General features: G+C 56.8%; 22 protein-coding genes. 10 read left to right on the forward strand and 12 right to left on the reverse strand.

The window, feature by feature from the left end; all coding sequences use genetic code 11:
- Positions 1–29 precede the first annotated feature (29 nt).
- Entirely contained in the window at positions 30–938 is a 909-nt protein-coding gene (locus tag NLU14_RS00320; RefSeq protein WP_275704158.1) for a DMT family transporter, read from the reverse strand.
- 123 nt (positions 939–1,061) lie between these two features.
- Here NLU14_RS00320 and NLU14_RS00325 point away from each other — a divergent pair, with 123 nt between their 5' ends.
- Both NLU14_RS00325 and NLU14_RS00330 read left to right on the forward strand, forming a co-directional pair.
- Entirely contained in the window at positions 1,062–1,958 is an 897-nt protein-coding gene (locus tag NLU14_RS00325) for a LysR family transcriptional regulator (RefSeq protein WP_275704159.1), read from the forward strand.
- A 137-nt stretch (positions 1,959–2,095) separates the two neighbouring features.
- On the forward strand, positions 2,096–2,722 hold the full coding sequence (locus NLU14_RS00330; RefSeq protein ID WP_275704160.1) for an NAD(P)H-dependent oxidoreductase: 627 nt from the start codon (positions 2,096–2,098) through the stop codon (positions 2,720–2,722).
- 16 nt (positions 2,723–2,738) lie between these two features.
- Here NLU14_RS00330 and NLU14_RS00335 read toward each other — a convergent pair whose 3' ends face one another.
- Positions 2,739–3,308 carry an NnrU family protein gene (locus NLU14_RS00335; protein WP_275704161.1) on the reverse strand — a complete coding sequence of 190 codons (570 nt, stop codon included), beginning with the start codon at positions 3,306–3,308 and terminating at the stop codon, positions 2,739–2,741.
- Positions 3,309–3,458: 150 nt separating this feature from the next.
- Here NLU14_RS00335 and NLU14_RS00340 point away from each other — a divergent pair, with 150 nt between their 5' ends.
- Together NLU14_RS00340 and NLU14_RS00345 are read left to right on the forward strand one after the other, a co-directional pair.
- A complete protein-coding gene (locus NLU14_RS00340; RefSeq protein WP_275704162.1) occupies positions 3,459–3,833 on the forward strand; it encodes a hypothetical protein in 375 nt (124 codons plus the stop codon).
- A 1-nt stretch (position 3,834) separates the two neighbouring features.
- The gene (locus NLU14_RS00345) at positions 3,835–4,158 is read left to right on the forward strand and encodes a hypothetical protein (RefSeq protein ID WP_275704163.1); all 324 of its coding nucleotides are present in this window, start codon (positions 3,835–3,837) and stop codon (positions 4,156–4,158) included.
- 12 nt (positions 4,159–4,170) lie between these two features.
- Here the strand turns inward: NLU14_RS00345 and NLU14_RS00350 are convergent, their stop codons facing one another.
- The gene (locus tag NLU14_RS00350) at positions 4,171–4,830 is read right to left on the reverse strand and encodes a DUF2238 domain-containing protein (protein WP_275704164.1); all 660 of its coding nucleotides are present in this window, start codon (positions 4,828–4,830) and stop codon (positions 4,171–4,173) included.
- Between the two features lie 133 nt (positions 4,831–4,963).
- Between NLU14_RS00350 and NLU14_RS00355 the strand changes: the two genes are divergently transcribed.
- Positions 4,964–6,706 (forward strand): BamA/TamA family outer membrane protein, encoded by a 1,743-nt coding sequence (locus NLU14_RS00355; protein ID WP_275704165.1) that lies wholly within the window; start codon positions 4,964–4,966, stop codon positions 6,704–6,706.
- Between the two features lie 13 nt (positions 6,707–6,719).
- Here NLU14_RS00355 and NLU14_RS00360 read toward each other — a convergent pair whose 3' ends face one another.
- Together NLU14_RS00360 and NLU14_RS00365 are read right to left on the reverse strand one after the other, a co-directional pair.
- A complete protein-coding gene (locus NLU14_RS00360; RefSeq protein WP_275704166.1) occupies positions 6,720–8,345 on the reverse strand; it encodes a M28 family metallopeptidase in 1,626 nt (541 codons plus the stop codon).
- 292 nt (positions 8,346–8,637) lie between these two features.
- Positions 8,638–9,381 carry a substrate-binding periplasmic protein gene (locus tag NLU14_RS00365; RefSeq protein WP_275704167.1) on the reverse strand — a complete coding sequence of 248 codons (744 nt, stop codon included), beginning with the start codon at positions 9,379–9,381 and terminating at the stop codon, positions 8,638–8,640.
- Between the two features lie 157 nt (positions 9,382–9,538).
- Between NLU14_RS00365 and NLU14_RS00370 the strand changes: the two genes are divergently transcribed.
- The gene (locus NLU14_RS00370) at positions 9,539–10,405 is read left to right on the forward strand and encodes a DMT family transporter (RefSeq protein ID WP_275704168.1); all 867 of its coding nucleotides are present in this window, start codon (positions 9,539–9,541) and stop codon (positions 10,403–10,405) included.
- Here the strand turns inward: NLU14_RS00370 and NLU14_RS00375 are convergent.
- A complete protein-coding gene (locus NLU14_RS00375; RefSeq protein WP_275704169.1) occupies positions 10,375–12,789 on the reverse strand; it encodes a putative bifunctional diguanylate cyclase/phosphodiesterase in 2,415 nt (804 codons plus the stop codon). The two genes, NLU14_RS00370 and NLU14_RS00375, sit on opposite strands and share 31 nt — an antisense overlap.
- A gap of 225 nt (positions 12,790–13,014) precedes the next feature.
- Here NLU14_RS00375 and NLU14_RS00380 point away from each other — a divergent pair, with 225 nt between their 5' ends.
- Positions 13,015–13,851 carry an AraC family transcriptional regulator gene (locus NLU14_RS00380; RefSeq protein WP_275704170.1) on the forward strand — a complete coding sequence of 279 codons (837 nt, stop codon included), beginning with the start codon at positions 13,015–13,017 and terminating at the stop codon, positions 13,849–13,851.
- A gap of 43 nt (positions 13,852–13,894) precedes the next feature.
- Positions 13,895–14,503: a LysE family translocator gene (locus tag NLU14_RS00385; protein ID WP_275704171.1), complete on the forward strand. Its 609-nt coding sequence runs from the start codon at positions 13,895–13,897 to the stop codon at positions 14,501–14,503.
- 47 nt (positions 14,504–14,550) lie between these two features.
- On the opposite strand, the gene NLU14_RS00390 is transcribed toward NLU14_RS00385, so the two are convergent.
- Positions 14,551–15,744 carry a multidrug effflux MFS transporter gene (locus NLU14_RS00390; protein WP_275704172.1) on the reverse strand — a complete coding sequence of 398 codons (1,194 nt, stop codon included), beginning with the start codon at positions 15,742–15,744 and terminating at the stop codon, positions 14,551–14,553.
- A gap of 3 nt (positions 15,745–15,747) precedes the next feature.
- A complete protein-coding gene (locus NLU14_RS00395; RefSeq protein ID WP_275704173.1) occupies positions 15,748–15,891 on the reverse strand; it encodes a DUF3096 domain-containing protein in 144 nt (47 codons plus the stop codon).
- A 218-nt stretch (positions 15,892–16,109) separates the two neighbouring features.
- On the opposite strand from NLU14_RS00395, the gene NLU14_RS00400 reads away from it, so the two are divergent.
- Positions 16,110–16,493 carry a DUF2750 domain-containing protein gene (locus NLU14_RS00400; RefSeq protein WP_275704719.1) on the forward strand — a complete coding sequence of 128 codons (384 nt, stop codon included), beginning with the start codon at positions 16,110–16,112 and terminating at the stop codon, positions 16,491–16,493.
- Between the two features lie 16 nt (positions 16,494–16,509).
- Complete coding sequence (locus NLU14_RS00405) at positions 16,510–19,083, forward strand: DUF2339 domain-containing protein (protein WP_275704174.1); 2,574 nt, start codon at positions 16,510–16,512, stop codon at positions 19,081–19,083.
- A 19-nt stretch (positions 19,084–19,102) separates the two neighbouring features.
- On the opposite strand, the gene NLU14_RS00410 is transcribed toward NLU14_RS00405, so the two are convergent.
- The 4 genes from NLU14_RS00410 to NLU14_RS00425 form a co-directional block, all read right to left on the reverse strand.
- Complete coding sequence (locus NLU14_RS00410) at positions 19,103–19,522, reverse strand: DUF7282 domain-containing protein (RefSeq protein ID WP_275704175.1); 420 nt, start codon at positions 19,520–19,522, stop codon at positions 19,103–19,105.
- 105 nt (positions 19,523–19,627) lie between these two features.
- On the reverse strand, positions 19,628–20,377 hold the full coding sequence (locus tag NLU14_RS00415; RefSeq protein ID WP_275704176.1) for an anti-sigma factor: 750 nt from the start codon (positions 20,375–20,377) through the stop codon (positions 19,628–19,630).
- Positions 20,374–20,985, reverse strand: a complete 612-nt coding sequence (locus tag NLU14_RS00420) for a sigma-70 family RNA polymerase sigma factor (protein ID WP_275704177.1) — start codon at positions 20,983–20,985, stop codon at positions 20,374–20,376. The genes NLU14_RS00415 and NLU14_RS00420 overlap by 4 nt, the downstream gene beginning before the upstream one ends.
- A 101-nt stretch (positions 20,986–21,086) precedes the next feature.
- A complete protein-coding gene (locus tag NLU14_RS00425; protein ID WP_275704178.1) occupies positions 21,087–23,168 on the reverse strand; it encodes a TonB-dependent siderophore receptor in 2,082 nt (693 codons plus the stop codon).
- Between the last annotated feature and the right edge of the window lie 102 nt (positions 23,169–23,270).

The following is a 23,270-nucleotide window of genomic DNA, read 5'->3' on the forward strand; positions in this document are numbered from 1 at the left end:
CTGCCGGGAGTTCTTCCTTAAAGCCGCTATTAGCCGCCCGATCCACGATTGCTCATCTTCAACCCAATGATCACCATCAATGCCCCAAGCCAGATGCCTAACGAGTATTGTTCGTTAAACCACACCACGCCGATGATCAACCCGAACACGGCTGCCACGGCGCCTAGCTGGCTGAAGAAAACCGGGTTGGAGCGTTTCTGGAGTTCGAAGGCGCAGAAGTAGGTCAGCGCGGTTAACAGGCCCTGCAAGATGATGACCCCGATGAACTGATGCCCGAAGTCGCCAGAAATCAGCGGTGTTCCTGTTAACTGGGCGAACAGGCCAAGTGAGGCCGCGGAGGCAAGCAGGGTGCCTGCCGCCAGTGTCATGGGTTTTGTCTCCCCGGGCCAGGCAACCGAACGATAGACATTACCGATCGACAGCATGGCCGGGATGAGCAGGCCCAGGGCGAACCACATTATATCCGCCTGTGGCATCTCAGAGTGACGCTGCAGAACAATCCAGGTGCAGGCGAGGACCGCGACGGTCAAGCCAGTGAGCTTTGCCCAGTTGCGTTTCTCCAGACCCATGGATGTGGCGATAAGGAAGGTGAATATCGGTGGCAGGGCATACATGATGCCGGTGAAACCGGAACCCAGCTTGGTGACCAGATAGAAGGCGGTCGCGTTGGGGATAGCGATGCCGGTCAGGCCACTGATCAGGAAGTAGGTCGTCAACCGCCTTTCAAAGATGGCCCTGACCTTCACGGAGCACAAAAGGAGAACTGTGCCGGCGATGAGCGTTTGCCAGAAGGCATAGGTGATGGCTGGTACACCTTGTGCCGTTGCTGCTTTGGCGAGGGCCAGCATCAAGGCAATGAGAAATCCATTAGCCACCAACAGGCCCCAGACCACGGTTTGGGGTGGGAATATCAGGCGCTGTTTCAAGGCCATCATCATCGTCATGCTCCGAAATATGAGAGTGTGATTCCTGAACACCAGTTTGCCGGAATCAACTCCATTGATAATTGGAGCAATCCGAACAATACTCATTCCAAATCGGAAAAAATGAAGGGGAGTAAGGTGGCCACTGACAAGCTGGTAGCCATGAGGATTTTTCGGCGGGTCGCGGAACTGGGCAGTTTCACCAGGGCAGCGGATGACCTGGACATTACCGCCGCGACGGTCAGCAAACACATTGCGTTTCTTGAGCAGGACATCGACACCCGGTTGATCAACCGGACCACGCGGCGAATGAACCTCACCGATGCCGGCCTGGCCTTTCTGAAACGAACCCAGGCCCTGCTGGATGAGCTGGAGGATGCCGAGCTGGAAGCCAGGGGGTTTCAGGCGGAGCCCCGGGGAACGATTCGAATCAATGTGCCCATGTCGTTTGGCCTGACTCACATCACTGAGGCTATCGACAGCTTTCTGGTCCGCTATCCTGAAATCAACATTGATCTGCAACTAAGCGATCGCATGGTAGATCTGGTAGAGCACGGCGTGGATATTGCCATTCGGGTACGCAGCGCACTCTCGGATTCGAGCCTGCTGGCCAGGCCGCTCAGGAAATCCAGGAATGTCGTATGTGCCTCGCCGCAGTATCTGAAGCGTGGGCCAGAGATACAGTCGCCCGCTGATCTCGCCCGTCACAACTGCCTGGTGTTTAACCTCCACGACCGGCCCAGGATTTGGGAACTGGGTGAGGAGGAAGTTGTCGTGGATGGAAGCCTGCGAACGGATAGCAGCCTGGCGATCCGCCAGAGCCTGTTGCGGGGTTTGGGGGTGGGTTTGCTACCGCGCTTCCTGGTGCAACAGGATATAGAGAATGACTCGCTGACACCGCTGCTTCAGGGCTTCCCGCCAAAGGGTTATACCGTTTTTGCGCTGTTTCCGCCGGGCCGCAAACAGCCGATGAAAGTCAGGATGTTGCTGGATCATATCGACCAGCATCTGGGGGACAAACCGTATTGGGAGTAGGGGGCACATTCATTGTTTCCTTGGGAGAAATAATATAATTCTATTCTGTCCGTTTAATGGTTGTATACGATTTCATAGAGTGGCCACTCCAACAGGTGTTAACACGCCTTTCGAAAATTTCTTCAGGAGATGGCCAAATGGATATACACGCAGCTCTGGATTGGCGTTATGCCGTCCGTGAATTTTCTTCCGAGAAACTGAGTGATCAGGCTGTTGAATCGCTGGTTGATGCGGCGCGTAAAAGCGCTTCCTCCTATGGTTTGCAGCCCTACAAAATGCTCGTGATTGAATCCCGGGCCGTGCGGAAAGACCTTTTGCCGTATTCGTTTGGGCAACAAAAGATTCTGGACTGCTCACATCTGATCGTATTTGCCGCTCATACAGGCGTCGGCGACCAGACCGTGGATCGTTATGTAAAGCAATTGATGGAGGTCAGAGGTGTGTCCTACGACGACGTCTCGGGATATGCCGGGCACATGAAACAGGCCCTGGCTTCCAAATCACCGGCGCAGAAAAGGGAGTGGGCGCACCAGCAAGCCTGTATTGCGCTGGGGACATTGCTGACTGCGGCGGCCGCCTTGAAAATCGATAGCTGCCCCATGACGGGTTTTGATCATGGGGCCTACGACCAGGTTCTGGGGCTGACAGAGCAGGGGCTCGAGGCCTCAGCCATTGTGGCTTTGGGATACCGAAGCCCCACCGATAAAAGCGCAGGGCTGCCGAAGGTGCGTTTTGACTATGAGGATGTAGTGATCCATATGTGACCGGTGCTCCGCCACATCAAATCGGAGCCACACCAAAGAGCCACTGGTGAGCCCAGAATACGGTGACCACATACACCGCCACGCCACCCACAACCGCTATGGCATCATTAGCCTTGTTGGTTGGGAGCGTGGCAATCGGCCGCTGGGTTCTGCGCTTCATGGAAATGCGATCGGCTACGGCCCACGCCAGGAATGAGCCGAACAGCAGCAGGTCATGCAGCATGCCGTTGGCCAGCAAGTGAGCCAGGGCCCAGAGTTTGACTGCTGCCAGCATCGGATGCCCAAGCTTCGCCTTTATTCTGCCCGGGAAATAGGCGGCAAACAGCAGTGGAAAGACGGGGATCAGGAGCAACAGGGCCAGATGCCTGAGCCAACCCGGCGGCGTGTAGATCACGGTCGGGTCCAGCCGGGCGGTACCGTAGCCCCAGATGATTAATACCAGGCCAACCAGGGCGGCCAGCGAGTAGAGGCCCTTGAAGGGGCCTTCGCCGAGGGAGGCCCGCAGGTGATTGCGCAGCGGTTCGTTCATGATGGACAGCGAGTGCACGCCGAGAAACAGAACCAGACCGACGATCAGTGTGGTCATTTGCCAAAGCTCCTTGTTGTTTGTTTGGTAGTGCCGTTGCCGCTTCGTGGCCCGGAAACGGAAAACTCAGTCAGTATAGTGCCCAAACCGGGACAGAACATTCCAGAGTGTTTATCATCCACTGCCTGTTCCACTGGATAAAAGGCACTCATGAAGTTTCCCAAGGTCACTGTTTTATTGGTATCCGCAGCCCTCTTGTTTGTTCTTTGGGAACAGACCCGGGACAAGCCAACGCCCGTAGAAGCCACCCGTTTTGCTGACTTGGCTTCCCGTCCGGTGGAGCGTAGCGTTGCCATGGACTGGGTGGTTACCCAAATACCGACATTGTGTGAGGACTCAACCGGCCAGCGCCGTGGGGCAGACGTGCATTCGGAATGTGTTATTGAAAGCGAGACGCGAACATCGGCCTGCCGGCGTGCGATCTATGACCGGTTCCCGAGTGTGATTGCCTCGGAAGACGTGTTCCGGGATCTGTCCATTACGGCGATGAATTGCCTTGTTCCCAGATCTGGAGTGGTTGAATAGAATGTCTGAAGATCCCCTGAAAGCCCTGTCCGATATGGCCAGCGATGCCCATGCCCGCATCCAGGCGGCCTATGAGCACATCAATCCGGTGGTGGAGGTGCGCCGTGGCATGCGTGATGCCGGCATTCCCGCAGATGTGATGACCATCGACTGCCTGCGCACCCGCAGGCGTATTACCCTGATCCTGCACGATGAACAGCCGGGCGTTCTGCTCTATCAATTTGTGACCATTGAGGATGAGGTCGGAGACGACTTCAAGCAGATGGCCTTGTCCGAGGTAGACACCGGGACGCTGTATAACTGGATTGAGGATTATTTTGGCTGAATGACAGGCTCTTCACTGCTTGAAGAACCTGGGATTGCGCTCGATAAACGAGTCAATCCAGCGTTCCAGGAAAGATTGTTCTTCGGGGTTTTTCAGATAACGCCAGCCCAGTACCGAAATCACTAACGCACCCAGGGCATCAACGATCAGGTCCCACATGGTGTCTGTTAGCCCGGAAGGGTCGCCCATCATGGGCTTTTGCATGCTCATACCGAATGCGGAATCCATCGTGAACTCGAAAATTTCCCACAACGCACCAACACCCAGAGCAAACATGAACGCGAAAAAGGCAACAAAACCTGGCTTCATGTGAACTTGAATTTTCTCGGTCTCGTTCATGATGTGAACCAGCAAGAAACCGAGGATACCAAGCAAAAAGCCGGATAGGGTGTGCAAGGCCATGTCCCACCACCAGAACCGGGTGTAATAATCGCGGATCTCGCCCAGGAAAAGGGATGCGAATACAAAACCAATGGCCGCAAGTTGCAGTTCCGGTGGGATGTGAATCCGGAACCGGCGTTCAAACAGCACCGGAAAGAATGTGATGGCAATGATCATGGCGGTCAGGAATGCGGTAAACCAACGCTGGCCCCAGACAGCAAATACCGCCTCCGACAACAGAATAAGTTGCAACGCAATGGTGATTTTTTGATGGGTTATGTGAATACGCATCGGCCTGACGCTCAGGAAATCAGTATGTTAACCCTACCACATCTGTAGTATTCCCACTGACGCGTGACAAAACGGGCGCTATAGTTGGATTATGTCTAGACCTTGCATAAGCCCGGCGTTCTGGAACTTCACTATGCCCGTTGCCAAGACGACTGCCCGGACCGACACCGTCGGAACGGTCAAGCGACGTGTACTGATCACATTGGGACTATCCCTTTTCAGTACGGGTGTGGATGCGCAGCCCTCGGCTTACCAATGTATCGCCAGCAAGGTCCAGCCAGAGGCAATCGACCTTGACCAGCCCCGTGACCAGCTGGCGCGCCAGTCTGACCTGGTGGTTCCAGAGGGCGCCCGTATTGGCCGGGTCCGAATTGTTCGCCGTCCGATCTTTGATACCAGTGATCCCGAGCAGGACAACTTTCTTTACCGCACACTGAATGCCCTCAATACCCCGACCTGGGAGTCCGCCCTGCGTGCCCAGTTGGTGTTCGACGAGGGGGATGTCTACCAAGCGGGTATGCTGGAAGAGTCCGAACGAATTCTTCGTCAGCGCGAGTACCTGACTGCTGCCTGGGTTGGCGTGACCCGCGTCTGCGGGAATGAGTTAGAGGTCAGTGTACTGGTGCGCGACACCTGGACGCTGCTGCCCAGTGTCGGAGCTTCACGGTCCGGTGGCGAGAACACCACCAACACCGGCCTGTCAGACCCGAATTTTCTGGGGTCTGGCAAGAGCGTGGGAGTTTCCTACACAAAAGATGCTGATCGCAGCGAAACCAGTGTGGATTTCGATGACCCGAACGTTCTCGGTTCCCACTGGCAGACCGGGTTTTCCTATGACAAACGCAGCGACGGCCGCGGCCGCAGCGCCTACCTCGAGCGGCCGTTCTACAGCGAACTTGCGGATTGGCGATTTGGCCTAAGCGGCGAGGACGATGTGCGGGAGCAATCCCGTTACGTGGGCGCCGAGGCCATCGCGGATTATCGTCGCAGCAGCGAATTCGCCAGTGTTGATGTGGGATGGCGGTTGGCGGAGCGCAATAGTCGGCAACTGCGGCTGCTTGTCGGTTATCGATACGACGCCAGCGAGTTCGAGCGATTGCCGGACGAACCTGAGCTGGACCTGCTTCCGGCAGACAGGACCCTGAGTTACCCGTGGATCGGTTTTGATTACCGTGAGAACAAGTTCCGGGAGATGACAAACCTGACCCGCCTTCAGAGGGTTGAAGATGTTCGGGATGGATTCGTGTGGCGCACGGAACTGGGTTACTCCTCCTCCGGGCTCGGAGCCACTGAAGACCGCGCCGTATTGAACATGGAATTCCGGGATGCGCTTCTGGCCACCGACACCAACTACGCCAGCTACGGATTCAGCCAGAGCGGCACCTGGCGATTTGATCAGGACCGTTTCGAGAACCTGATGGGTACGCTCAATCTGGAGTATTTCCATGGCGGATCGGTGGACTGGAACAGCTGGTACACCAACCTGTCTTTCACCGCAGCCCACAACCTGACTGTAGACCAACAGCTACTCATCGGTGGTGACAACGGCCTTCGTGGTTACCCGAGCGACTATCAACAGGGCAACCGGCGGGCACTCTGGACACTGGAGCGGCGTTACTTCCCGGACTGGCACCCCTTCAAGCTGTTCAGGGTGGGTGGCGTTTTATTCACCGACGTGGGGCGGGCCTGGTTCGACGATGGCCGTAATAATGGCCCGGATGATGGTGTGCTGACGGACGTGGGTTTTGGCCTGAGGCTGGCATCGAGCCGGATTGAGGTTCAGAGAATGCTGCACCTGGACTTTGCCTTCCCATTGGACGGAGACGACAGCATTGACCAGGTGCAGGTGTTACTGCGGGGTCGTTCGCGCTTTTAGGCGACGATATACCTTACTTGATCCACTTATCACCCCAGTGGGTAATGTCACGCTGTTGCTCCACTTGCAGCGTGCGTGCACCGGCTGCCGGTTCCGCTTCTTCCGCGTCTGCAATTTCCTCGTCAATCACTCTGGTTGAAAGTGACAGCCAGCTTGTGACGAAGGCTGCAGCGTCGCCGTTGATCTCAAGTGCCAGCTCGTCGACGTTGGTGATGTCGTCACAGGCGGAGTGATAACAGGGGTCAAAGGCGATCCCGGCTTCCCCACCAAACTTGGCGGCCTGCTCTTCGGTTTTCACCACTTCGGCACCGGTAAACAGCCCACCAAACGCGATACCGTCTTCAAAGAACTGCGCATAATCCGAGCGGAAGCTGATTTCCGTGCCCTCTGAGGCGATTTCACGCAGATTGAAGTATTTCTCGAACAGCGCCTCCGTAGCCGCCGATCCCGGGGGGCCGGCAAGATCAAAATCGGAACCATCGCCATCGTAGATAAAGTTGCCAAAGTTGGGCGAACCAATCATGTCATAGTTCAGGTATACCTTGATCTTGTCCTTCTCCTCCTGCGACAGGCTGTTGACGTAGAAGGTTGAACCAACAAGGCCGGCCTCTTCCGCGCCCCACCAGGCAAAGCGGACCTGGTTGCGGGGGTGTGCCCGTTCCATTTGCAGGGCCAGTTCAAGCAACGCAGCGCTACCGGACCCATTGTCATTGATACCGGCACCTTCAAACACGGAATCCAGGTGGGCACCGGTCATCACCACATTGTCCGGGTTGCCCCGGCTGGTCTGCGCGATGACATTGACGGTTTCGGTTTGTTCTCTCACCACATTGGTCACCACCCTGAGCTGGAGGTCTGGCTGCTCTACCCAGCCCGCGCCAATGTCGTAGGTGGTGAACACAGCGGGAATACCGCCAGCGTAGTCATCGCCCAGTGTGGCATTGATCAGGCCCTTACGGTCTTCAGTGTTGCCCTGGTTAAAGATGACCACACCGACAGCGCCAGCATTGGCAGCATTGGTCGCTTTCTGCCCGAAGGCGCAGGCACCTCGCTGGATGACTGCGACAGAACCGGCCGGGAAGTCGGTAAAGTCCTCCGGTTCGCAGCCACTGGTGGAGGTGTTATCCGGGCCAAGCTGGACATCAACGGCGACGGCCATGCCTGACACGTCTCCCGGCTCGGTCTGCGACAGATAGGTGAAATCTTCCTCCCATACATAGTCGGTCGGGGTTGGCGCGATGGCTTGCATAATGCCGTCCCCGGCTGGATAGAAGGCATTAAAAGGGAAGGGCTGGATAGTGACGTCGTATCCTGCACTCTCTAGCGTGGTTTTAACGTAATCAACCGACGCCTGGTAACCGGACAAACCGGCAGCGCGATTGCCATCATTGGCCTCGGCAATACCGTAAAACATGTCCAGATGGTATTGGATGTTGCTCGCCTGCATACAACGAGGCAGGCCAAATGGCGTGCTGTTAAGGATGCCGAACCGACACTCGAATGGGCTGATGCGATCTGGGCTCCAGAATTCATTGAGTAAATCGCCGGTGGATTTATTATTGCCTGGTGCGGCGTGTGCGGTTATTGCGAAAAAAAGAGATCCTAAAGCCAGGGAACGGCTTGCGGTGGTGATATCCATTTGTGTTCTCCAGTCCTGGGAGTTTGTTGTTAGATCCGCTTGTGGCGGATGTTCAACGGAGGGGTACCTGAATGGATGTCAAACAGGCTTCCGGGTATCACTACTTCCTTCGATACCTCTAGCAAGACTAGTCGTGGATATTTTGTCCAGCCAGATGAAAAACATTACAAAAAGTTAGTTAATTGGTGAGGCCGGCAATGTTGCGGGAGTCAGTGTGTAAGCCGTAATCATCGGCATGACTTTGCATCATGCCGAGATTGAGATTGCGCGCCGTCGAGTAACGCCGCTATCGTCAGAATCCGTAAGACCGGGAGATGGTCTCCTTTTCGCCGGACTCAACCAGTTGCTGATAGCTCTCATTCAGGGCGCGCAAAATTTTCGGATCGGTATCCTTGTGAACCGCGAGGTACATCGGGGTTTCACGGAACACCAGAACGCGCTCGATGTCGGTCACATCCGAGGCATCGGCAGCCAGGTACGGGCCAGCCAGTCCGTCCGCCACCCACAGGTCAATCTGGTCCTGAACCAGGCGGCGGGCGTTCAGGCCATTGTTGCTGATGGCCGATACATTGAAGCCGCGCTCTGCCAGGTAGTTCGTCATGACGTCGCCTTTGTAACCACCGATCCGGTAGTCACGGGCGTCTTCCAGGCTTTTCAGCTCAATGGACGAGCCAGGCTTGGCAAACAGTGTCCACTTGATGGACGACAGCGGTCCCACCCAGTCAAAAAACGGCTCCCGATCCTCTGTTTTGGATACGCAATAGATGGCGTGGTCAGGGTGTTGTTCGGCACGGTTAAGGCCGTAACTGAGATCCCGGAGCTTGATGCTGTATTCCAGGTTTGCCTGGCGGACCAGTGCCTTCATGACGTCCGTGCACAGGCCGGTGATGTCCTTTTCCGAGTGGGCAAACGGCTGACCGTTGGTGGTCATGTTGTAGGGAGGGTATTGCTCAGTGTAGATTCGCAGTTCTTCTGTGGCGGTCGCACAACCTGCCATAAGCAGCAGGGCCAGTAGCAGCCCGAATTTTCCTTTCATGAACCCACTCCACGTGTCTGGTTACGGTATTTAGGGAGCGCGGGATAGTATTGAATGTGGATCCAACATGACATGCTGGAATCCTCTTCTTTACATTTTGGCAATAAAGTGAAAGGCAGGCTCCGTGCTTGAACTTTATTCTGAGGGAATAACAACCATGCCTGTTTCTGTACATTACGGCCTGACGGTATTGATCTGGGGGTTGACCTGGACAGCTATCCGTTTGCAGGTCGAATCCGCCCCGGTGGATGTTTCAGTGTTTTATCGTTTCCTGATGGCGTCTGTGGTGGCCCTGGTTGTGCTGGCGTTGCTGCGGCGCTTGCGGAGGTTGAGCCTGAAGCAACACGGTTGGCTGGTGCTTCAGGGGCTGACACTGTACAGCGTGAATTTCCTGCTGATTTATCGCGCTGCTGAGTCGATGACCAGTGGCCTGCTGGCGGTGGTGTTTTCGCTGGCGGCACTGTTCAATGCGCTCAATGGCTGGCTATGGCTAAGGTTGACGCCGGCCTCCCGATTGTATCCTGCGGTAGCCCTGGGCATCAGCGGCGTGGCACTGCTGTTCTGGCACGATTTGCAACTGGGCAACGCAACCGGGGCCAGCATCCTGTTTGCCGCTGCGGGCACCTTCTGGTTTTCCATGGGCAACCTGGTGAGCATCAAGGTACGCCTGGCCCAGATTCCGTTGCTGGTAGCCAATGCCTGGGCCATGGTTTACGGAGCGGTGATACTCGGTGTCTGGTGCCTGATTCAGGGCGTGGAATGGGTGGTGCCCACAACAGCAACCTTTTGGGGCGCTACGGTGTTCCTGGCGGTCCCGGGCTCCATCGTTGCGTTCTACTGCTACATCACCGTGATTCAGACGCTGGGCGCAGACAAGGCAGGTTATGCCACAGTGTTGTTTCCGGTGGTGGCCCTGAGTGTGTCCACATGGCTGGAGGGTTTCGAGTGGACCATTACGGCAGTGCTGGGGGCCATGTTGGCGATTCTGGGAAATTACGTTTTGTTTGGTCCCAGTAGAGAATAGATCTGCGCCGGTTCCCTGGCCAGGATGTCATCCAGAGGGCAGGGCCGGTGGACCCAAAAACCCTGGATAAGATTGACGCCTATTTCGGTCAGCAACGACGCCGCCTCTTTCGATTCAACGTATTCGGCCACGGTGGTCATGTTCATGGTCCGGCCAATATCGTGAATCGCCCTGACCATGGCCAGATCTGTCTTGTTGGTAACAATATCACGGACAAACATCCCGTCGATCTTCAGGCAGGTAACCGGCAAGCGGCGCAGGTAACCGAACGATGAGAGCCCCGAGCCGAAGTCATCCAGGGCAAAGCTGCAACCCATGTCGCTCAGGCGTTTCATGAAGGCCTGCACCTCCAGCAGGTTGTGGACGGCAGCGGTTTCCGTGATTTCGAAGCAAATCTTGCCCGGGGGCACCCCGTAATGGTCGAACTGTTCCACTACGAAATCCGCGAAGTCGGCTTTGTCGAACGAACGCCCCGACAGGTTTATGTGGCAGGCCTCCAGGGCAGCCAGGTGCTGTGGCGCCTCGGACAGCTTCGATAACACATGGTTAATAACCCAGCGATCAATTTTTGCGGCCACGCCATACCGTTCTGCAGGTGGCAGAAAGGCGCTCGGCGGCACCACCGAGCCGTCTGGCGAACGCAGGCGAATCAGCACTTCGTACCGTAATCCACCGCGAGGTTTGGAGGGCGGAGCGATGATCTGGCATTCCAGGAAGAACAGGTTGCCCTGGAGTGCGGCTTGAATGCGGTTCAGCCATTCCATCTGGCCCCGTTGGGACGCCATGTGTTCGTCATCCATCGACATGACGCACACCCGGTTCCTGCCACTGTCCTTGGCGGTGTAGCACGCAATGTCAGCGGCTTTCATCAGGGCGTTGATTCCGGAACTCTCAGCGGTGATTGGAACCACCCCGATACTGCAACTGATGGTATGGCTGGTTTCCTGCCAGGTGAATACCAGGTGATCCAGGGCAGCTCTCACTTTCTCCGCCACGTGGCGGGCGGTGTTGAGGTTACAGTTTTCGAGGATAATGCCGAACTCGTCGCCGCCAAGCCGGGCGAGGGTATCGGCCTCCCGCAGGTTGTTTCCGATGATATCGGCTACCTGGCGTAGCAGGTGGTCGCCCGCGTCGTGGCCGGAGGTGTCGTTTGCCACCTTGAACTGGTCCAGATCGATAAAGCAAAGGGCGTGCTGGGAGCCTTCCTTGCGAACACGCCCAAGACGGCTGGCAAGTTGATGCTCGAAGGCACGGCGGTTAATCAGGCCGGTCAGGCTGTCATGGGTGGCCATGAAGCTCAGTTCTGTCGACAGGCGATGGGATTCGGAAATATCTTCCAGCACGGTTGTGAAGTAGGCAGAAGCGCTGGGAGCATCCCACACCCGGGAGACGGTCAGCCTTGCCCACAGGAATTCGTTGTCTTTACGTACCAGCCGATGTTCTGTGGTGTAACTGTCGATGTCGCCACGATTAATGGCGCGCCGCTCTTCACTGGCTATATCCCAGTCTTCAGGGTGGACCAGCTCGCGGTAAGGGTAGGGCACCAGTTCGTTGGGTTGATAGCCAAGAATGTCACAGGTCGCCTGGTTGGCGTTGACGATTCGCCCGGAGGTATCGATTTGAATGATACCGATGGCGGATTGTTCGAAGATGGAGCGGAAATTCTGCTCGGCCCGCTGCAACAGTCTGACCAGGCGGAAACCCAGGAACCAGGACAGCAGCGCCACAAAGATCAGAAATGAAGCGCTGACAATGGACAGGAAGCTCGCCGCCCATCGCGCTGCATCCCCCATGGCAAGGCGGAACTTCCGGGCATTCTGCTGTAACCGCTGGTCCAGCAGCGATAGCCGCTCCCTCAGGGCTTGCAGTCGCTCTCGATCAGGGGTGCCGGTCAGCCATTCCCGTTCCAGGGCATTGCCGATCTGATCCAGTTCCAATAACAACCCATCGGTGTTTTCCCAGGCGGTTAATGCACTGTCCAACTGGTCAAGCCATGAAAAATAGCGAACCAGCAAAATCATACGATTGACGTCCCGCGGGTGGTTGCCGCCCTGGATAAGCCCATTCTGTGCACGCTGCCAATGCAGTTCCGGAGAGGTCATGGCTATCCGTGCATGAAGATCACCAATGGGTATCGACAGTGATTGCCGGGCCATTGCCAATTCGGGAAAGCGACCGGTCTGGGCAAAGCGGTCAAGGTGATGAACCGTGTCGACCTGCGCTCTGGACCAGACACTCTCTCCCCATGTGTAGGCGGTAATTGCGGACTGCAGTTGTACGACGGCCACCATGAATCCAACGGTCAGGATGATGGTGAGGCACAGTCCTGCGATGAGTGCTGTCAGTTTTCTCTGAAGATTGGTTTTTTGTCCTGTTCCCCGCATGTTGAGCGGCACTCTTCGCTGGTGACAGTGAATCGATAAACAACAGGCTTCATGAAAGGAATGATATTTTCTATAACTTTAGCAGGGTTAGGTGGGAAAGCGACCTGACTGCTGCAAGGTGGTTGCGCGGTTCAGTGGAGGACACACTGAGCAATTTTGTTCAAGCACGCCGGAGCCGTCAGAGTTACAGTGTCGATAGATCGGCCATAACGCGCCCCCGGAGAGATGAAAGTGGAACAGGACAGCCGGTTTCAGTTTATCAAGAGTGACCACTTGCCAGAGGTGACGGCCCTGCAGGCGGCGATGGATCGTTTTACCTACGACAAGCACGCGCACGAGGAATATGCGTTCGGTGTAACCCTTAGTGGGCGCCAGGATTTCTTCAGCAGCGGCACCTATCACCGCAGTCCGCCGGGTAACGTCATCCAGCTTAACCCTGATGAAGTGCATGACGGAAACTCCGGCGTCGAGGAACCGCTCAGCTATGTCATGCTGTATATCCACCCCCGCCAGATTGAGCCCCTGTTCGCTGACGCTGCGGGCGTTAAATCGGTGACGGATATCCGGATGAACGAAACACTGATGGCGGATCCGGTCCTGCGGGCACATATTGTGGAACTGGTCCGGCTCATCGCCAGTCATGTCGGCAGCCGGATAGACCAGGAGCACCTGCTCTACAAGATGGCCGCAAGGGTGGTGCAACGCTGTGGCCGGTTCGAGGCTGACGACGTTGTCCGGCGGGCTGATATGCTGCTGCGCCAGGCCAAGGAGTTCATCCACGAAAATGTGGACGCCGACCTGTCTCTGGACGACCTTAGCGAAGCCGCCAACCTCTCCAAGTTCCATTTCCTGAGGCTGTTCCGTCGCCAGTATGGCATTACACCTCACCAGTATGTGATCAACTGCCGGATCAACGCCGCGCGCTCGGCGCTGGATTCGGGCATGTCCCTGAATGACGTGGTCTATCGCTATGGCTTCTCGGACCTGAGTCATTTCAACCGGCGTTTCAAACGAATCTATGGGATGACACCGAAGCAGTACCGGGACAACGTCGTCGGCTGATACCTCCGCACCATCCGACCACCTGACCCCAAGGGGTTCCAACATGATTGAGATCTTTGCCTATGCCATAGGCGTGATGTACACGCCTGGGCCCGTGAACCTGCTCGGCCTGAATTCAGGGATCAACGGCCATTTTCGCGCTTCCACCGGGTTCTATATCGGTGTTGGCTGCGCAATGCTAGTGCTGTTCCTGCTATTTGGGTGGTTTGGTTCGTCCTTTGTTGCTGGGGATGGGCTGGTCGTTGTCAGTGTGCTCGGCTGTGGCTACATCCTTTATCTGGCGGGCAGGATTCTGCGGGCCAGTGTTGAGGTTGAAGACACTGGCCCCAGCGCACGACCGTTGCGGTTCCGCGATGGGCTGGTGATGCAGTTGCTTAATCCCAAGGGCATTGTGGCCACGCTGCCCATCGCCACCATCCAGTTTCCCGGGGTCGGTATCCACGGCGCTGGCCTGGTGCTCTGGTCTGGCGTGCTGTCGCTGCTCGCCATTGGCGCACCTGGCAGCTATTCGCTGGCGGGTAGCCTGGTGGGCAGGCGCATCCGCAATCCGTCGTTCTTCCGATGGTTTAACCGAATCATGGCCTGCCTGCTGATCTATGTGGCGGTGGCAATAGGTTACGAGTATATTTATCTACCTCTGCAACACCACTGATTGTCGTCTGCTATTCACGTCTGGCTGTGGTTTGACCAGGAAGGCATTCAGGCGGGGGAAGCCGTTTCCCTCGCCACTGCCCGTGGAGCACCCATTGCCAGAATGACCGCACCCACCGAACACGCCAGCATGCTGACCACAATCGGTAGCAGGGCGTGGCCAGCGAATATTGAGGAAAGGGCGCTGATGCCGCCGGCAATGGTGAACTGGGAGGCACCAAGCATGGCAGCGGCGGTACCACCGAGGTGGGGGAAAAACTCCAGGGCGTTGGCCATGTTGTTGGGTATGATGCCGCCCTGGCAACCAATCGCAGCGACAATGCAGGCTGTAATCAGCCAGAACGGCCCTTTCAGCAGAACCACTGTTACCAGGGCGATAAGCGCCACGCACTGCATAATGACCTGTGTCCGCAACAGCACCACCGAGGAAAACCGGCGTAGCAGTGGCCGATTGATCAGGTTCAGTACCGCCATGAGGACGATGTTGGCAGCGAACAGGATTGAAAACATGCCATTGGATAGGCCGAACCATTCCTGGTAAATGAACGAGGAATGGGTAATGAACAACAGCATTGTGCTGAAACACAGCACCTGAATGCCTACAAAGCGCATGGTGGTGCTGTGCTTGAGCACCAGCATATAATTGGTCACCAGAGTACGGACGGGGGTTGTTGCCGGTGGCCGTGGTTGCAATGCGGGAAACAGGGCGAATTTAAGGGCCATTGCCAGGAAGACGGCATATCCGGCCAGCAGGAGGAAGATAGCGTGCCAGTCGCCAGCCACCAGCATCAGGGCGCCCAATGAGGGGGCCGCAGCCGGCGCGACAAACATGATCAGGCCGATCAACCCGAATAGACGGGCGGCGTCCTGGCCACTCACCTGGTCCCGGACAATCGCAGGGACTGAAACGGCACAGAAGGCCCCGCCAATACCCTGTACCACCCGCCAGATGACCATATCCGAAAGCGTGTTAGCCAGGGAAACCATCACGGCGGCTGCTGCAAAAATGGCCAGGCCTCCCAGTAGAATAGGCTGCCGGCCGTACCGGTCAGACAGCGGACCTCCGACCAGTTGAGCCAGCCCGAGCGCGGCCACATAGGCGCTCAGGGTCAACCCGACATCGCTGTGGGGAATCCCCAGGCCATCTGCGATGCTGGGGAATGCTGGTAGGTAAGCGTCCAGTGCCAGGGGGCCGAGAGCGACAGTAATGCCGAGCAGTAGTGCAAGCTTGATATGGGACAAGATCTACAGGGAATGCCCCAGCAATCCCAGGACCCCCAGAATAATCAGGTAGCCCGCCACGATGTAGTTAAGCAGCCTGGGGAATACCAATATGCCAATACCTGCACCAAGGCTGATCAGGGGTGCCAGTTCGAGGTGAAGTGTCATGAGAATAGCCTCCCGGGCTGATTATTTTTTGAAGAACGTGAGAAACGCACCAACTGCCGCTGCAGAACGATATCAACGAGTTTCGTGCTTCCCATTCCAATTTCCTTATAGTGTGCTTGTGGAACCCTGTTTCAAGACCCAGAGTAGCCTTTAACAGGCGAGTGTAGCAGGTGAAAAGGGCGAGTGACCTTACCGGAGCATGACGTTTGATGAATACGATGAACAATGACGAATTAGGCCAGATCCTGGAATTGGACGGCGAGGAGCGATACGACTACTTCCTGAGCCTGGTTGGCGAAGAGCGGGAGATCTGGATTCTGGTGAATGCGGAGAACCGTTTCCTGAAAATCGAGTCGGAAGACGGTGATTTTGCCCACGTACCCGTGTGGCCCACTTCGGCATTTGCCGCCAAGTACGCAGAGGGCTCCGGTGATCTCTCTCCGAAAAGTATTTCGCTACCTGATTTTTTCCGTAAGTGGGTGCCCGGCCTGACCAAAGATGGTCTGGAAGTGGGTGTGTTTCCGGGCCGGGATGACACTCTGTGGATAACGGACCCTGAGGAGTTGAAGCGCGACCTCCAGGACGAGATGTCGAGTTTCTGAAACAGGAGAGAAGAGCATGGAAGCATTAGTCATTATCCTGATTGTCGGCGTTGCACTGCTCATTCCTGTTGGCTCCTTCCTTGGCTTTCTCGCCTTTCGACGTGGTGATCAGTCGGAGCGTATTGAGTCGCTGAGGCGAGAATTATCGGTGTTGCGTGATGAAATGGCCGATCTTGAACGCCGGGTGGTACGGGGTGACCAACCGCTGACGCTGGACCCGGATGAATCTGATGAGCCCGTTGTAACTGCTCAGGCTCCGCTTGATCAAAGTGCCAGGCCTGCTGCTTCATCAACGGACGATTGGACGGCGCAGAGCCAGGCGCCGGCCAGTGGTCGGCCGGAACCCAATAAGGCGTCACGCATAACCCGGGCCCTGAAAGACAACTGGATGGTCTGGCTTGGCGGGCTGAGTGTTGGCCTGGCCGGTATTTTCATGGTCAGTCACTCCATAAATGCGGGGCTGATAGGCCCTGCACAGCAGTTGTTGTTTGCCCTCCTTAGCGGACTCGCACTGCATGCCGGCGCGGAATACCTGCGTCGCCGGAACCGGGGTGCCGACCAGGTATTTGCCGCATTGGCGGGTGGCGGCAGTATTACCCTCTATGCGGCGTTGCTGGCAGGCGTTCATCACTATGGGTTGATCAGCCCGACGATGGGCCTTGTCGGGCTGGCGGCTGTGTCTCTGGGCACGATGGTGCTGGCGCTGGTTCACGGCCCGTTGCTGGCCATCATGGGGCTGAGTGGCGCCTACCTGGTGCCCCTGCTGATCGGTGGTGACGACGGCAGTGTGGCATTTGTGCTGTCGTACAGTTTCCTGATCACCCTCAGTTCCTTGATGTTAATGCGCTATGTGTATCGCGACTGGCTATGGTACGCCACGGTAGCCGGTGCGCTGTTGTGGTGGATGGCTACTGTAATGTCGGACGATATCGTCGCAGTCACGGCCTGGTATATTGCCGGGTTGTTTTTGATCTTTGCGATCATTCCCGGAAAAACACGAGCAGCGGCACCGTACCTTCGGGAAACGTTGCTATCGCTGCTGATCGTCCTGGGACTGTCGATGGTTGACCAGCCCGCAGCTGGCCCTGTTTTCTGGAGTTGGCTGGTGATCCTGCCGGTGGCGGCGCTGGTGCCCCAGAGTCGGGGAGCGCTGTGGTTCCTTCCCTGGGGCGCGGTGCTGGTCAGTGCCGCAGGCTGGTTGGGTTACAGTGTCCGCGATGGCGTGGACCGGCTTTACCTCACGCAGATGCCCCTTGAGCAACAGGGCGGTTTTCTTTCCTACCTGTTTGCCGCCGCCATACTCACCCTCGGTTTGGGGTTGTGGCACTGGGTGCGCCAGAGTGACCGCAGGCGTTGGGCATCCTTGACGCTGCTGTCGCCGCTGGTGTGGATTGTCCTTGGCTGGTTGCTGATTCACGGGTTTGAGCCCGCCGCCCTCTGGTTGGTTGCAATGTTGGTGATCGGTGGTCTGTATGGGGTGTTGGCCTGGAAAATGGAAGGGCTGGCGCGCTATCGCAGTGGCGTTGTCTGGGCCGTTTTGGCGGCGCACATCAGTTATTCCCTGGCAGTCGTGATGGTGTTCCGCGAAGCATCGCTGACCCTGGCGCTTTCCGTTCAGTTCGTCAGTCTGACCTGGCTGGCGCGCCGCTATGAAATGCCAGAACTGTATCTGTTGCTGAAACTGGCACTGGCGCTGGTGGTTGCACGGCTGACGTTCAACCCATGGTTGCAGGGGTATGATGCCACCCTGCATTGGTCTCTGTGGACGTACGGTGGGGCTGTCCTGTTCGCGGGTATTGCTACCCGGCTGGCAGGTCGTGACCATGCCATTCGCCCCTGGCTTGAGGGGGCGACGCTGCATCTGCTGGTGCTGTTCCTGGGGGCAGAGATGCGTTACTGGCTCTATGATGGCGACATTTTCGCCCATGAGTACAGTCTTACCGAGGCAACCATTAATACACTGCTCTGGGGCGGGTTGAGCCTGACCTACATGGTGCGCTCAAGGGCAAGCCAGTCACTGGCCTGGCTGTATCGCCTGTTCTCGTGGATTCTGCTTGGACTGTCTGCCCTGAGTTATCTCACCCTCGTTACCGTACACAATCCCTGGTGGGGAGGAAGCGCCATCGGCGAGACGGCGATATTCAACATGCTGCTGCCCGCCTTTGGCGGTCCTGTCTTGCTGGCTGTCGCTGTCAGCCGGTTCCCGATGCTTGCGCCAAGATTCTGGTCACTGTGCGTGGCGGCTGGAAGTTTTCTGCTGTTCACCGCACTGGAAATCCGGCAGCTATGGCAGGGTAGTGATATGGCGTTGTCGTTCGGTGTTGCCGAGGGAGAGCTGTACAGCTACTCGGTGGTGGGTATGCTCTATGCCATTGCCGCCATCCTCTATTCCACCAGCCGTGACAATGCGGTGCTTCACAAAGCGGGCATGGCGTTGCTGGGTATCGTGATTGGCAAGATATTCCTCATTGATATGGCCGGCCTTCAGGGCCTCTGGCGGGTGGCTGCGTTTATGGGGCTTGGGCTGGCGTTACTGGGGCTTGCGTGGATGTACCGGAAGACGCGGAGTGATGCAGGCGGGGCTGCGTAGGGCGGCCCCGCCTATTCGGTTACTTCGCGGTAATGGTTTTCATCACCAGTTTGCCATCTTTCTTGATCGGACCGTCTTCCTTTGCGCCCAGGGTGTATTCGAAGATGCCGGCTTTCATGCCGCCACTTTCACTGTGAAGCATCAGCATCAACATGTCGCCGGATTTGACCTCTTCGGTGAGGATTGCGGCGACGTCGGTGTTCTCACCCTTGCGAAGTGGTGCGTGTGCGACGACAGGGCCGGGTTTGCCGCCCTCATTGGTACGGTGTACCACAAGCCAGCCGTTGCTCTCGGCGACCACTTTTTTGGCCGTCACGGTGCCGCCCATAACTGACTGATCGTTACCCCAAACCCCAACCTTCATGTCGTCCATAGCCAATGCAGTGCCAGAAGCCAGAGTTGCGGCCAGAAATGCGCTTGTCATCAGGTGCTTCTTCATTGTGTTCTCCTTGCTTTCGGTTTAAGCCCATCAAGATGGATTGTCGATGGGTGTAACCACAGCTACGGGGGTGGTTTCGGAAAGTTTCAGCAAGGCGGAAGAATCTTAAAGTTGTTGCCCTGACTCCCCGTCAAGGGTGGGGTAGAGGTAGCCATGTATGGCCGGGCCAGTGGGCTGGCCGGTGGGTGAGCCGCCTTCAGGTTCCACGCTGATGCCGAAGGTGGCTTCCTTCAGGAGTTCCGGGTCGTAGGAACGAAGGGCGGTGCGGTCGAGTTTCAGGTTTTCGTTCAACACACCTACGGAACGGGGATTGGGGCCGAGAGAGTCGGCCTTGATCCACAACTGATAGGATTTTCCCTGCATCGGCTCCGCGGTGACCGGGCGAATGTGCATCTGGCGGTTGGTCAGGTCGACGGAAAGCATGAAGGCCGGTTGCTGGTCGTTTTCCTGGAATACGGCCACAAATGATTGCGGGCCTTGCTCCTGCGTAGGCTGGAATATCAGTACCGCCATCAGCATCATGGCGGATGCCGATGCCAGTGCGGTGCTCCACTGCCAACGCCTGAGTCGCTTGTGCAGGGATATTACTCTGTCGTTATCGTCGTGAGTACTGCGTGCCTGTTTCTCCTCCAGGGCATTGATCTTTTGCTCAATCCGTTTGTACAGACCGGGGGTGGGTGCTACCGGAACTACCTCCTCAGCCAGTGGTCCAAGGCGTTGTTCCCACGCAACAATCAACGCTTCCAGGTCCGGCTCACTATGCCGACGCATGGCCACCGACGCCCGCTCCCGGGCATCCAGTGTGCCCAGGACGAACTCTGCAGCCAGCATGTCGAGATCATCGCGGTCGGTCATGGTGACAGGCACCCTTTCAGCTGTTTCAGTGCACGATGAAGCCAGGTTTTGATGGTATTCACCGGTTGGTCAAAATGGGTTGCCAGGTCCACCCTGGACCAGCCATTGAGGTAAGCCATCCTTACCATGTCGCGGCGGTCTTTCTCCAGTTCCTCCAGGCAGAGGTTTAGCCGATTCACGGTTTGCTGGTCTTCCAGTCGAGACTGGGCATTGGGTTCGGTGCTGAGAACCTGCTCCAGTTCCTCCTCGGGAGCCCTGCCGCGTGCGGGCTGCTTTCGCAACTCGTCGATGGCACTGTTGCGGGCAATGGTCACCATCCAGGTAATGGGAGAGGCTTTGCCGGCATCGAACTGCCCCGCTTTCTGCCAGATCTTGATGTAGACGTCGTGGACAACCTCTTCGGCCCAACCTCTATTGTTCAAGATACGGAGTACGGTACCAAGAAGTTTCGGGACCGTTGCTTCATAGACCTTGGCAAATGCGGAACGATCCCCGGTGGCAACGCGTTGCAGCAGGTGGCCGAGTTCAGTTGCCGAGGCAGGCAGGGGAGGCAAATCCGGGCCTGAACCGGCCCGGTGCGTGGTAGATGAACTGAATGGTTCAGGCATGCAGGGGGCGCCAACGCGGTTATCGGGAAATACTACTCTTGTATACGCAGGTCGCCGCGATCGGATTCGTTACGTTAAGGCGTTTGCCCCTTCCGCATACCTCACCAGCGGTAGCGGACGCTGGCAACTACGCTGCGGGCTTCGCCGTAGTAGCACCAGTAGTCACAGCTGGCGACGTATTCCCTGTCTGCAAGGTTGGTGACGTTCACCTGGGCTTGCCAGTTTTGGGTTACGTTGTACTGTGCCATCAGGTCCAGGACGGTGTAGGAGGGAACATCGACACTATTGTCGGTGGTGGAACCTACGTAACGGGCGCCGCCGCCAATTTTGAGGCCGGGCACGAGGTTAGCAAAGCTGTAATCAAGCCAGGCCGATGCCATGTGCCTTGGGATCAGTGGGGCCGCACGTTCGCTGTTGTCGGTTTCGGTTTCCTTGATGGTTGCATCGCTGTAGGTGTACGCCGCTGTCAACTCAAGCTGGTCCGTCAGGTAGCTGACACTCTCAACTTCGAAACCGGCGGTAGTACGCTCCTGGTCCTGTATCTGGAAACCGCTTTGGCTGGTGCCCAGTGAATTTTCCTCTTCGATCCGATACACCGCGGCGGTGACGTAACCGTCCAGATTGTCCGGCGCAATCTTGACGCCTGCTTCCAGTTGCTTGCCTTTCCTGGGGTCATACAGGTCACCGGTGCCATCAGTGCCAGCGATGGGCTGAAATGATTCGCTATAAGACAGGTAGGGCGAGAAGCCGTTTTCAGCTAGATACATCACGCCACCGGACAAGGAGATCTCGTCAGCATCGGCTTCCTGACGAGTGCTGGCTGTCCTGTTGATGTTGTCCAGGTCGGCTTGGTCATAGCGCGCGCCGGCAAGAAAAACCCAGCGATTATCCAGACGCAACTGGTGCTGGAGGTAAAGGCCGGTCTGTTGCTTCTCAATCTCCTGTACGATCAGGTCGGTCGGTGTAATCGGTGTAAAACTGCCGTACTGTGGATCAAACAGATCAATGGGGCCTCCGATGTCGGTGAAGCCCAGACTGCCGTTTTGTTTGCCGCGGTTATTAAGGTCCTGATAGTCAATGCCCGCCAAAAAGGTGTGTTCGGCACGGTCGGTGAACCAGTTGCCCACCACCCGGTTATCCACCGTCCAACTGCTGATGTCTCCATCGCGGTAGATGATTTGGCGCTGGCCCTCACGCGGACCGGTCTGGAACGAAATATAAGTACTACGCAGCAACAGGTCGACATTGCTGTAGCGGAAGTCCTGCTCGAAACGCCAGGTTTCATTAAAACGATGACTCAGTGCATAGCCTATAGCTGTCTGGGTACGTTCGTTGGTGTCGTAGCCTGGTTCGCCGTAGTTGACGGATGGGTCCACTTTTCCGAATGGCGTGTCCTCAACGGTCCCATAGGCCAACTTAAAGCCGTTGTAGGGGAATGCGTCGTCCTTCTGTATGCTTGCCAGGACGGTCAGTTCTGTGTTGTCGGAAATATCCCAGCTCAGGCTTGGGGCCAGATAGTAACGCTCGTTTTCGGTAAAATCCTGGTCCCCTTCACCGTAACGATGCAGGCCTACAAGGCGATAACTTACATCGCTCCTACCTGCGACAGGTCCTGAAGTGTCCACCCCGACTTGGCGGTGTTCATCGGTACCAGCCTGAATGTTGACCTCGCCCTGTGCCGTATCAGTTGGGCGCTTACTGATGGCATTGATCACACCCCCCGGAGGCGCTTCACCGTAAAGAATGGATGCCGGTCCCTTGAGCAGTTCCACACGCTCAAGGCCAAAGGGTTCCGGCAGCCACTGGTAAAACCCCTCGCGATAGATTCGTAGACCGTCCTGGTAGGTGGACTGGTCGAAACCACGAACCTTCAACCAATCGGTGTCGTTGTCCTCGCCATACTGTCCCGACAGTACCCCGGCGCGATAGCGGAAGGTTTCATCCAGGGCCTGCACGTTGCGTTCTTCCAGCTCTTCCCGTTCTACCACTGAGCCGGGCCTGGGTGTCTCCACCAGAGGGGCCTCTACTTTAAGTGCGGTGGCAGAAACAACCAGTTCCCCCAGGTTCGTCGGCTCTGAAGAGTCGCCTTGAGCCATCGAGACTGCAGGCAGGCATAGGGCCAGGGCGGTGAATGAACGCTTAATCGCCAGCGCGAGCTGATGCGGCTTATGAGACTGGGCCATCGAAAACCTCCGGGGAATGCATAGGGGCGAGGAGTGAACGAATGTTCATATTGGGTGGCCGCAATAATATCAGTCGCGCAATATAATGCAAATGAATCTCAT

Origin of the sequence: Marinobacter iranensis, assembly GCF_029207565.1 — a bacterium.
GTDB classification, from domain to species: Bacteria; Pseudomonadota; Gammaproteobacteria; order Pseudomonadales; family Oleiphilaceae; genus Marinobacter; species Marinobacter iranensis.

What these genes read in the sequence shown, in the direction of transcription:
- NLU14_RS00320 (WP_275704158.1), bottom strand. Translation starts at nt 938, where the DNA reads ATGATGATGGCCTTGAAACAGCGCCTGATATTCCCACCCCAAACCGTG.
- NLU14_RS00330 (WP_275704160.1), top strand. Translation starts at nt 2,096, where the DNA reads ATGGATATACACGCAGCTCTGGATTGGCGTTATGCCGTCCGTGAATTT.
- NLU14_RS00335 (WP_275704161.1), bottom strand. Translation starts at nt 3,308, where the DNA reads ATGACCACACTGATCGTCGGTCTGGTTCTGTTTCTCGGCGTGCACTCG.
- NLU14_RS00340 (WP_275704162.1), top strand. Translation starts at nt 3,459, where the DNA reads ATGAAGTTTCCCAAGGTCACTGTTTTATTGGTATCCGCAGCCCTCTTG.
- NLU14_RS00345 (WP_275704163.1), top strand. Translation starts at nt 3,835, where the DNA reads ATGTCTGAAGATCCCCTGAAAGCCCTGTCCGATATGGCCAGCGATGCC.
- NLU14_RS00350 (WP_275704164.1), bottom strand. Translation starts at nt 4,830, where the DNA reads ATGCGTATTCACATAACCCATCAAAAAATCACCATTGCGTTGCAACTT.
- NLU14_RS00355 (WP_275704165.1), top strand. Translation starts at nt 4,964, where the DNA reads ATGCCCGTTGCCAAGACGACTGCCCGGACCGACACCGTCGGAACGGTC.
- NLU14_RS00360 (WP_275704166.1), bottom strand. Translation starts at nt 8,345, where the DNA reads ATGGATATCACCACCGCAAGCCGTTCCCTGGCTTTAGGATCTCTTTTT.
- NLU14_RS00365 (WP_275704167.1), bottom strand. Translation starts at nt 9,381, where the DNA reads ATGAAAGGAAAATTCGGGCTGCTACTGGCCCTGCTGCTTATGGCAGGT.
- NLU14_RS00370 (WP_275704168.1), top strand. Translation starts at nt 9,539, where the DNA reads ATGCCTGTTTCTGTACATTACGGCCTGACGGTATTGATCTGGGGGTTG.
- NLU14_RS00375 (WP_275704169.1), bottom strand. Translation starts at nt 12,789, where the DNA reads ATGCGGGGAACAGGACAAAAAACCAATCTTCAGAGAAAACTGACAGCA.
- NLU14_RS00380 (WP_275704170.1), top strand. Translation starts at nt 13,015, where the DNA reads ATGAAAGTGGAACAGGACAGCCGGTTTCAGTTTATCAAGAGTGACCAC.
- NLU14_RS00385 (WP_275704171.1), top strand. Translation starts at nt 13,895, where the DNA reads ATGATTGAGATCTTTGCCTATGCCATAGGCGTGATGTACACGCCTGGG.
- NLU14_RS00395 (WP_275704173.1), bottom strand. Translation starts at nt 15,891, where the DNA reads ATGACACTTCACCTCGAACTGGCACCCCTGATCAGCCTTGGTGCAGGT.
- NLU14_RS00400 (WP_275704719.1), top strand. Translation starts at nt 16,110, where the DNA reads ATGAACAATGACGAATTAGGCCAGATCCTGGAATTGGACGGCGAGGAG.
- NLU14_RS00405 (WP_275704174.1), top strand. Translation starts at nt 16,510, where the DNA reads ATGGAAGCATTAGTCATTATCCTGATTGTCGGCGTTGCACTGCTCATT.
- NLU14_RS00410 (WP_275704175.1), bottom strand. Translation starts at nt 19,522, where the DNA reads ATGAAGAAGCACCTGATGACAAGCGCATTTCTGGCCGCAACTCTGGCT.
- NLU14_RS00415 (WP_275704176.1), bottom strand. Translation starts at nt 20,377, where the DNA reads ATGACCGACCGCGATGATCTCGACATGCTGGCTGCAGAGTTCGTCCTG.
- NLU14_RS00420 (WP_275704177.1), bottom strand. Translation starts at nt 20,985, where the DNA reads ATGCCTGAACCATTCAGTTCATCTACCACGCACCGGGCCGGTTCAGGC.
- NLU14_RS00425 (WP_275704178.1), bottom strand. Translation starts at nt 23,168, where the DNA reads ATGGCCCAGTCTCATAAGCCGCATCAGCTCGCGCTGGCGATTAAGCGT.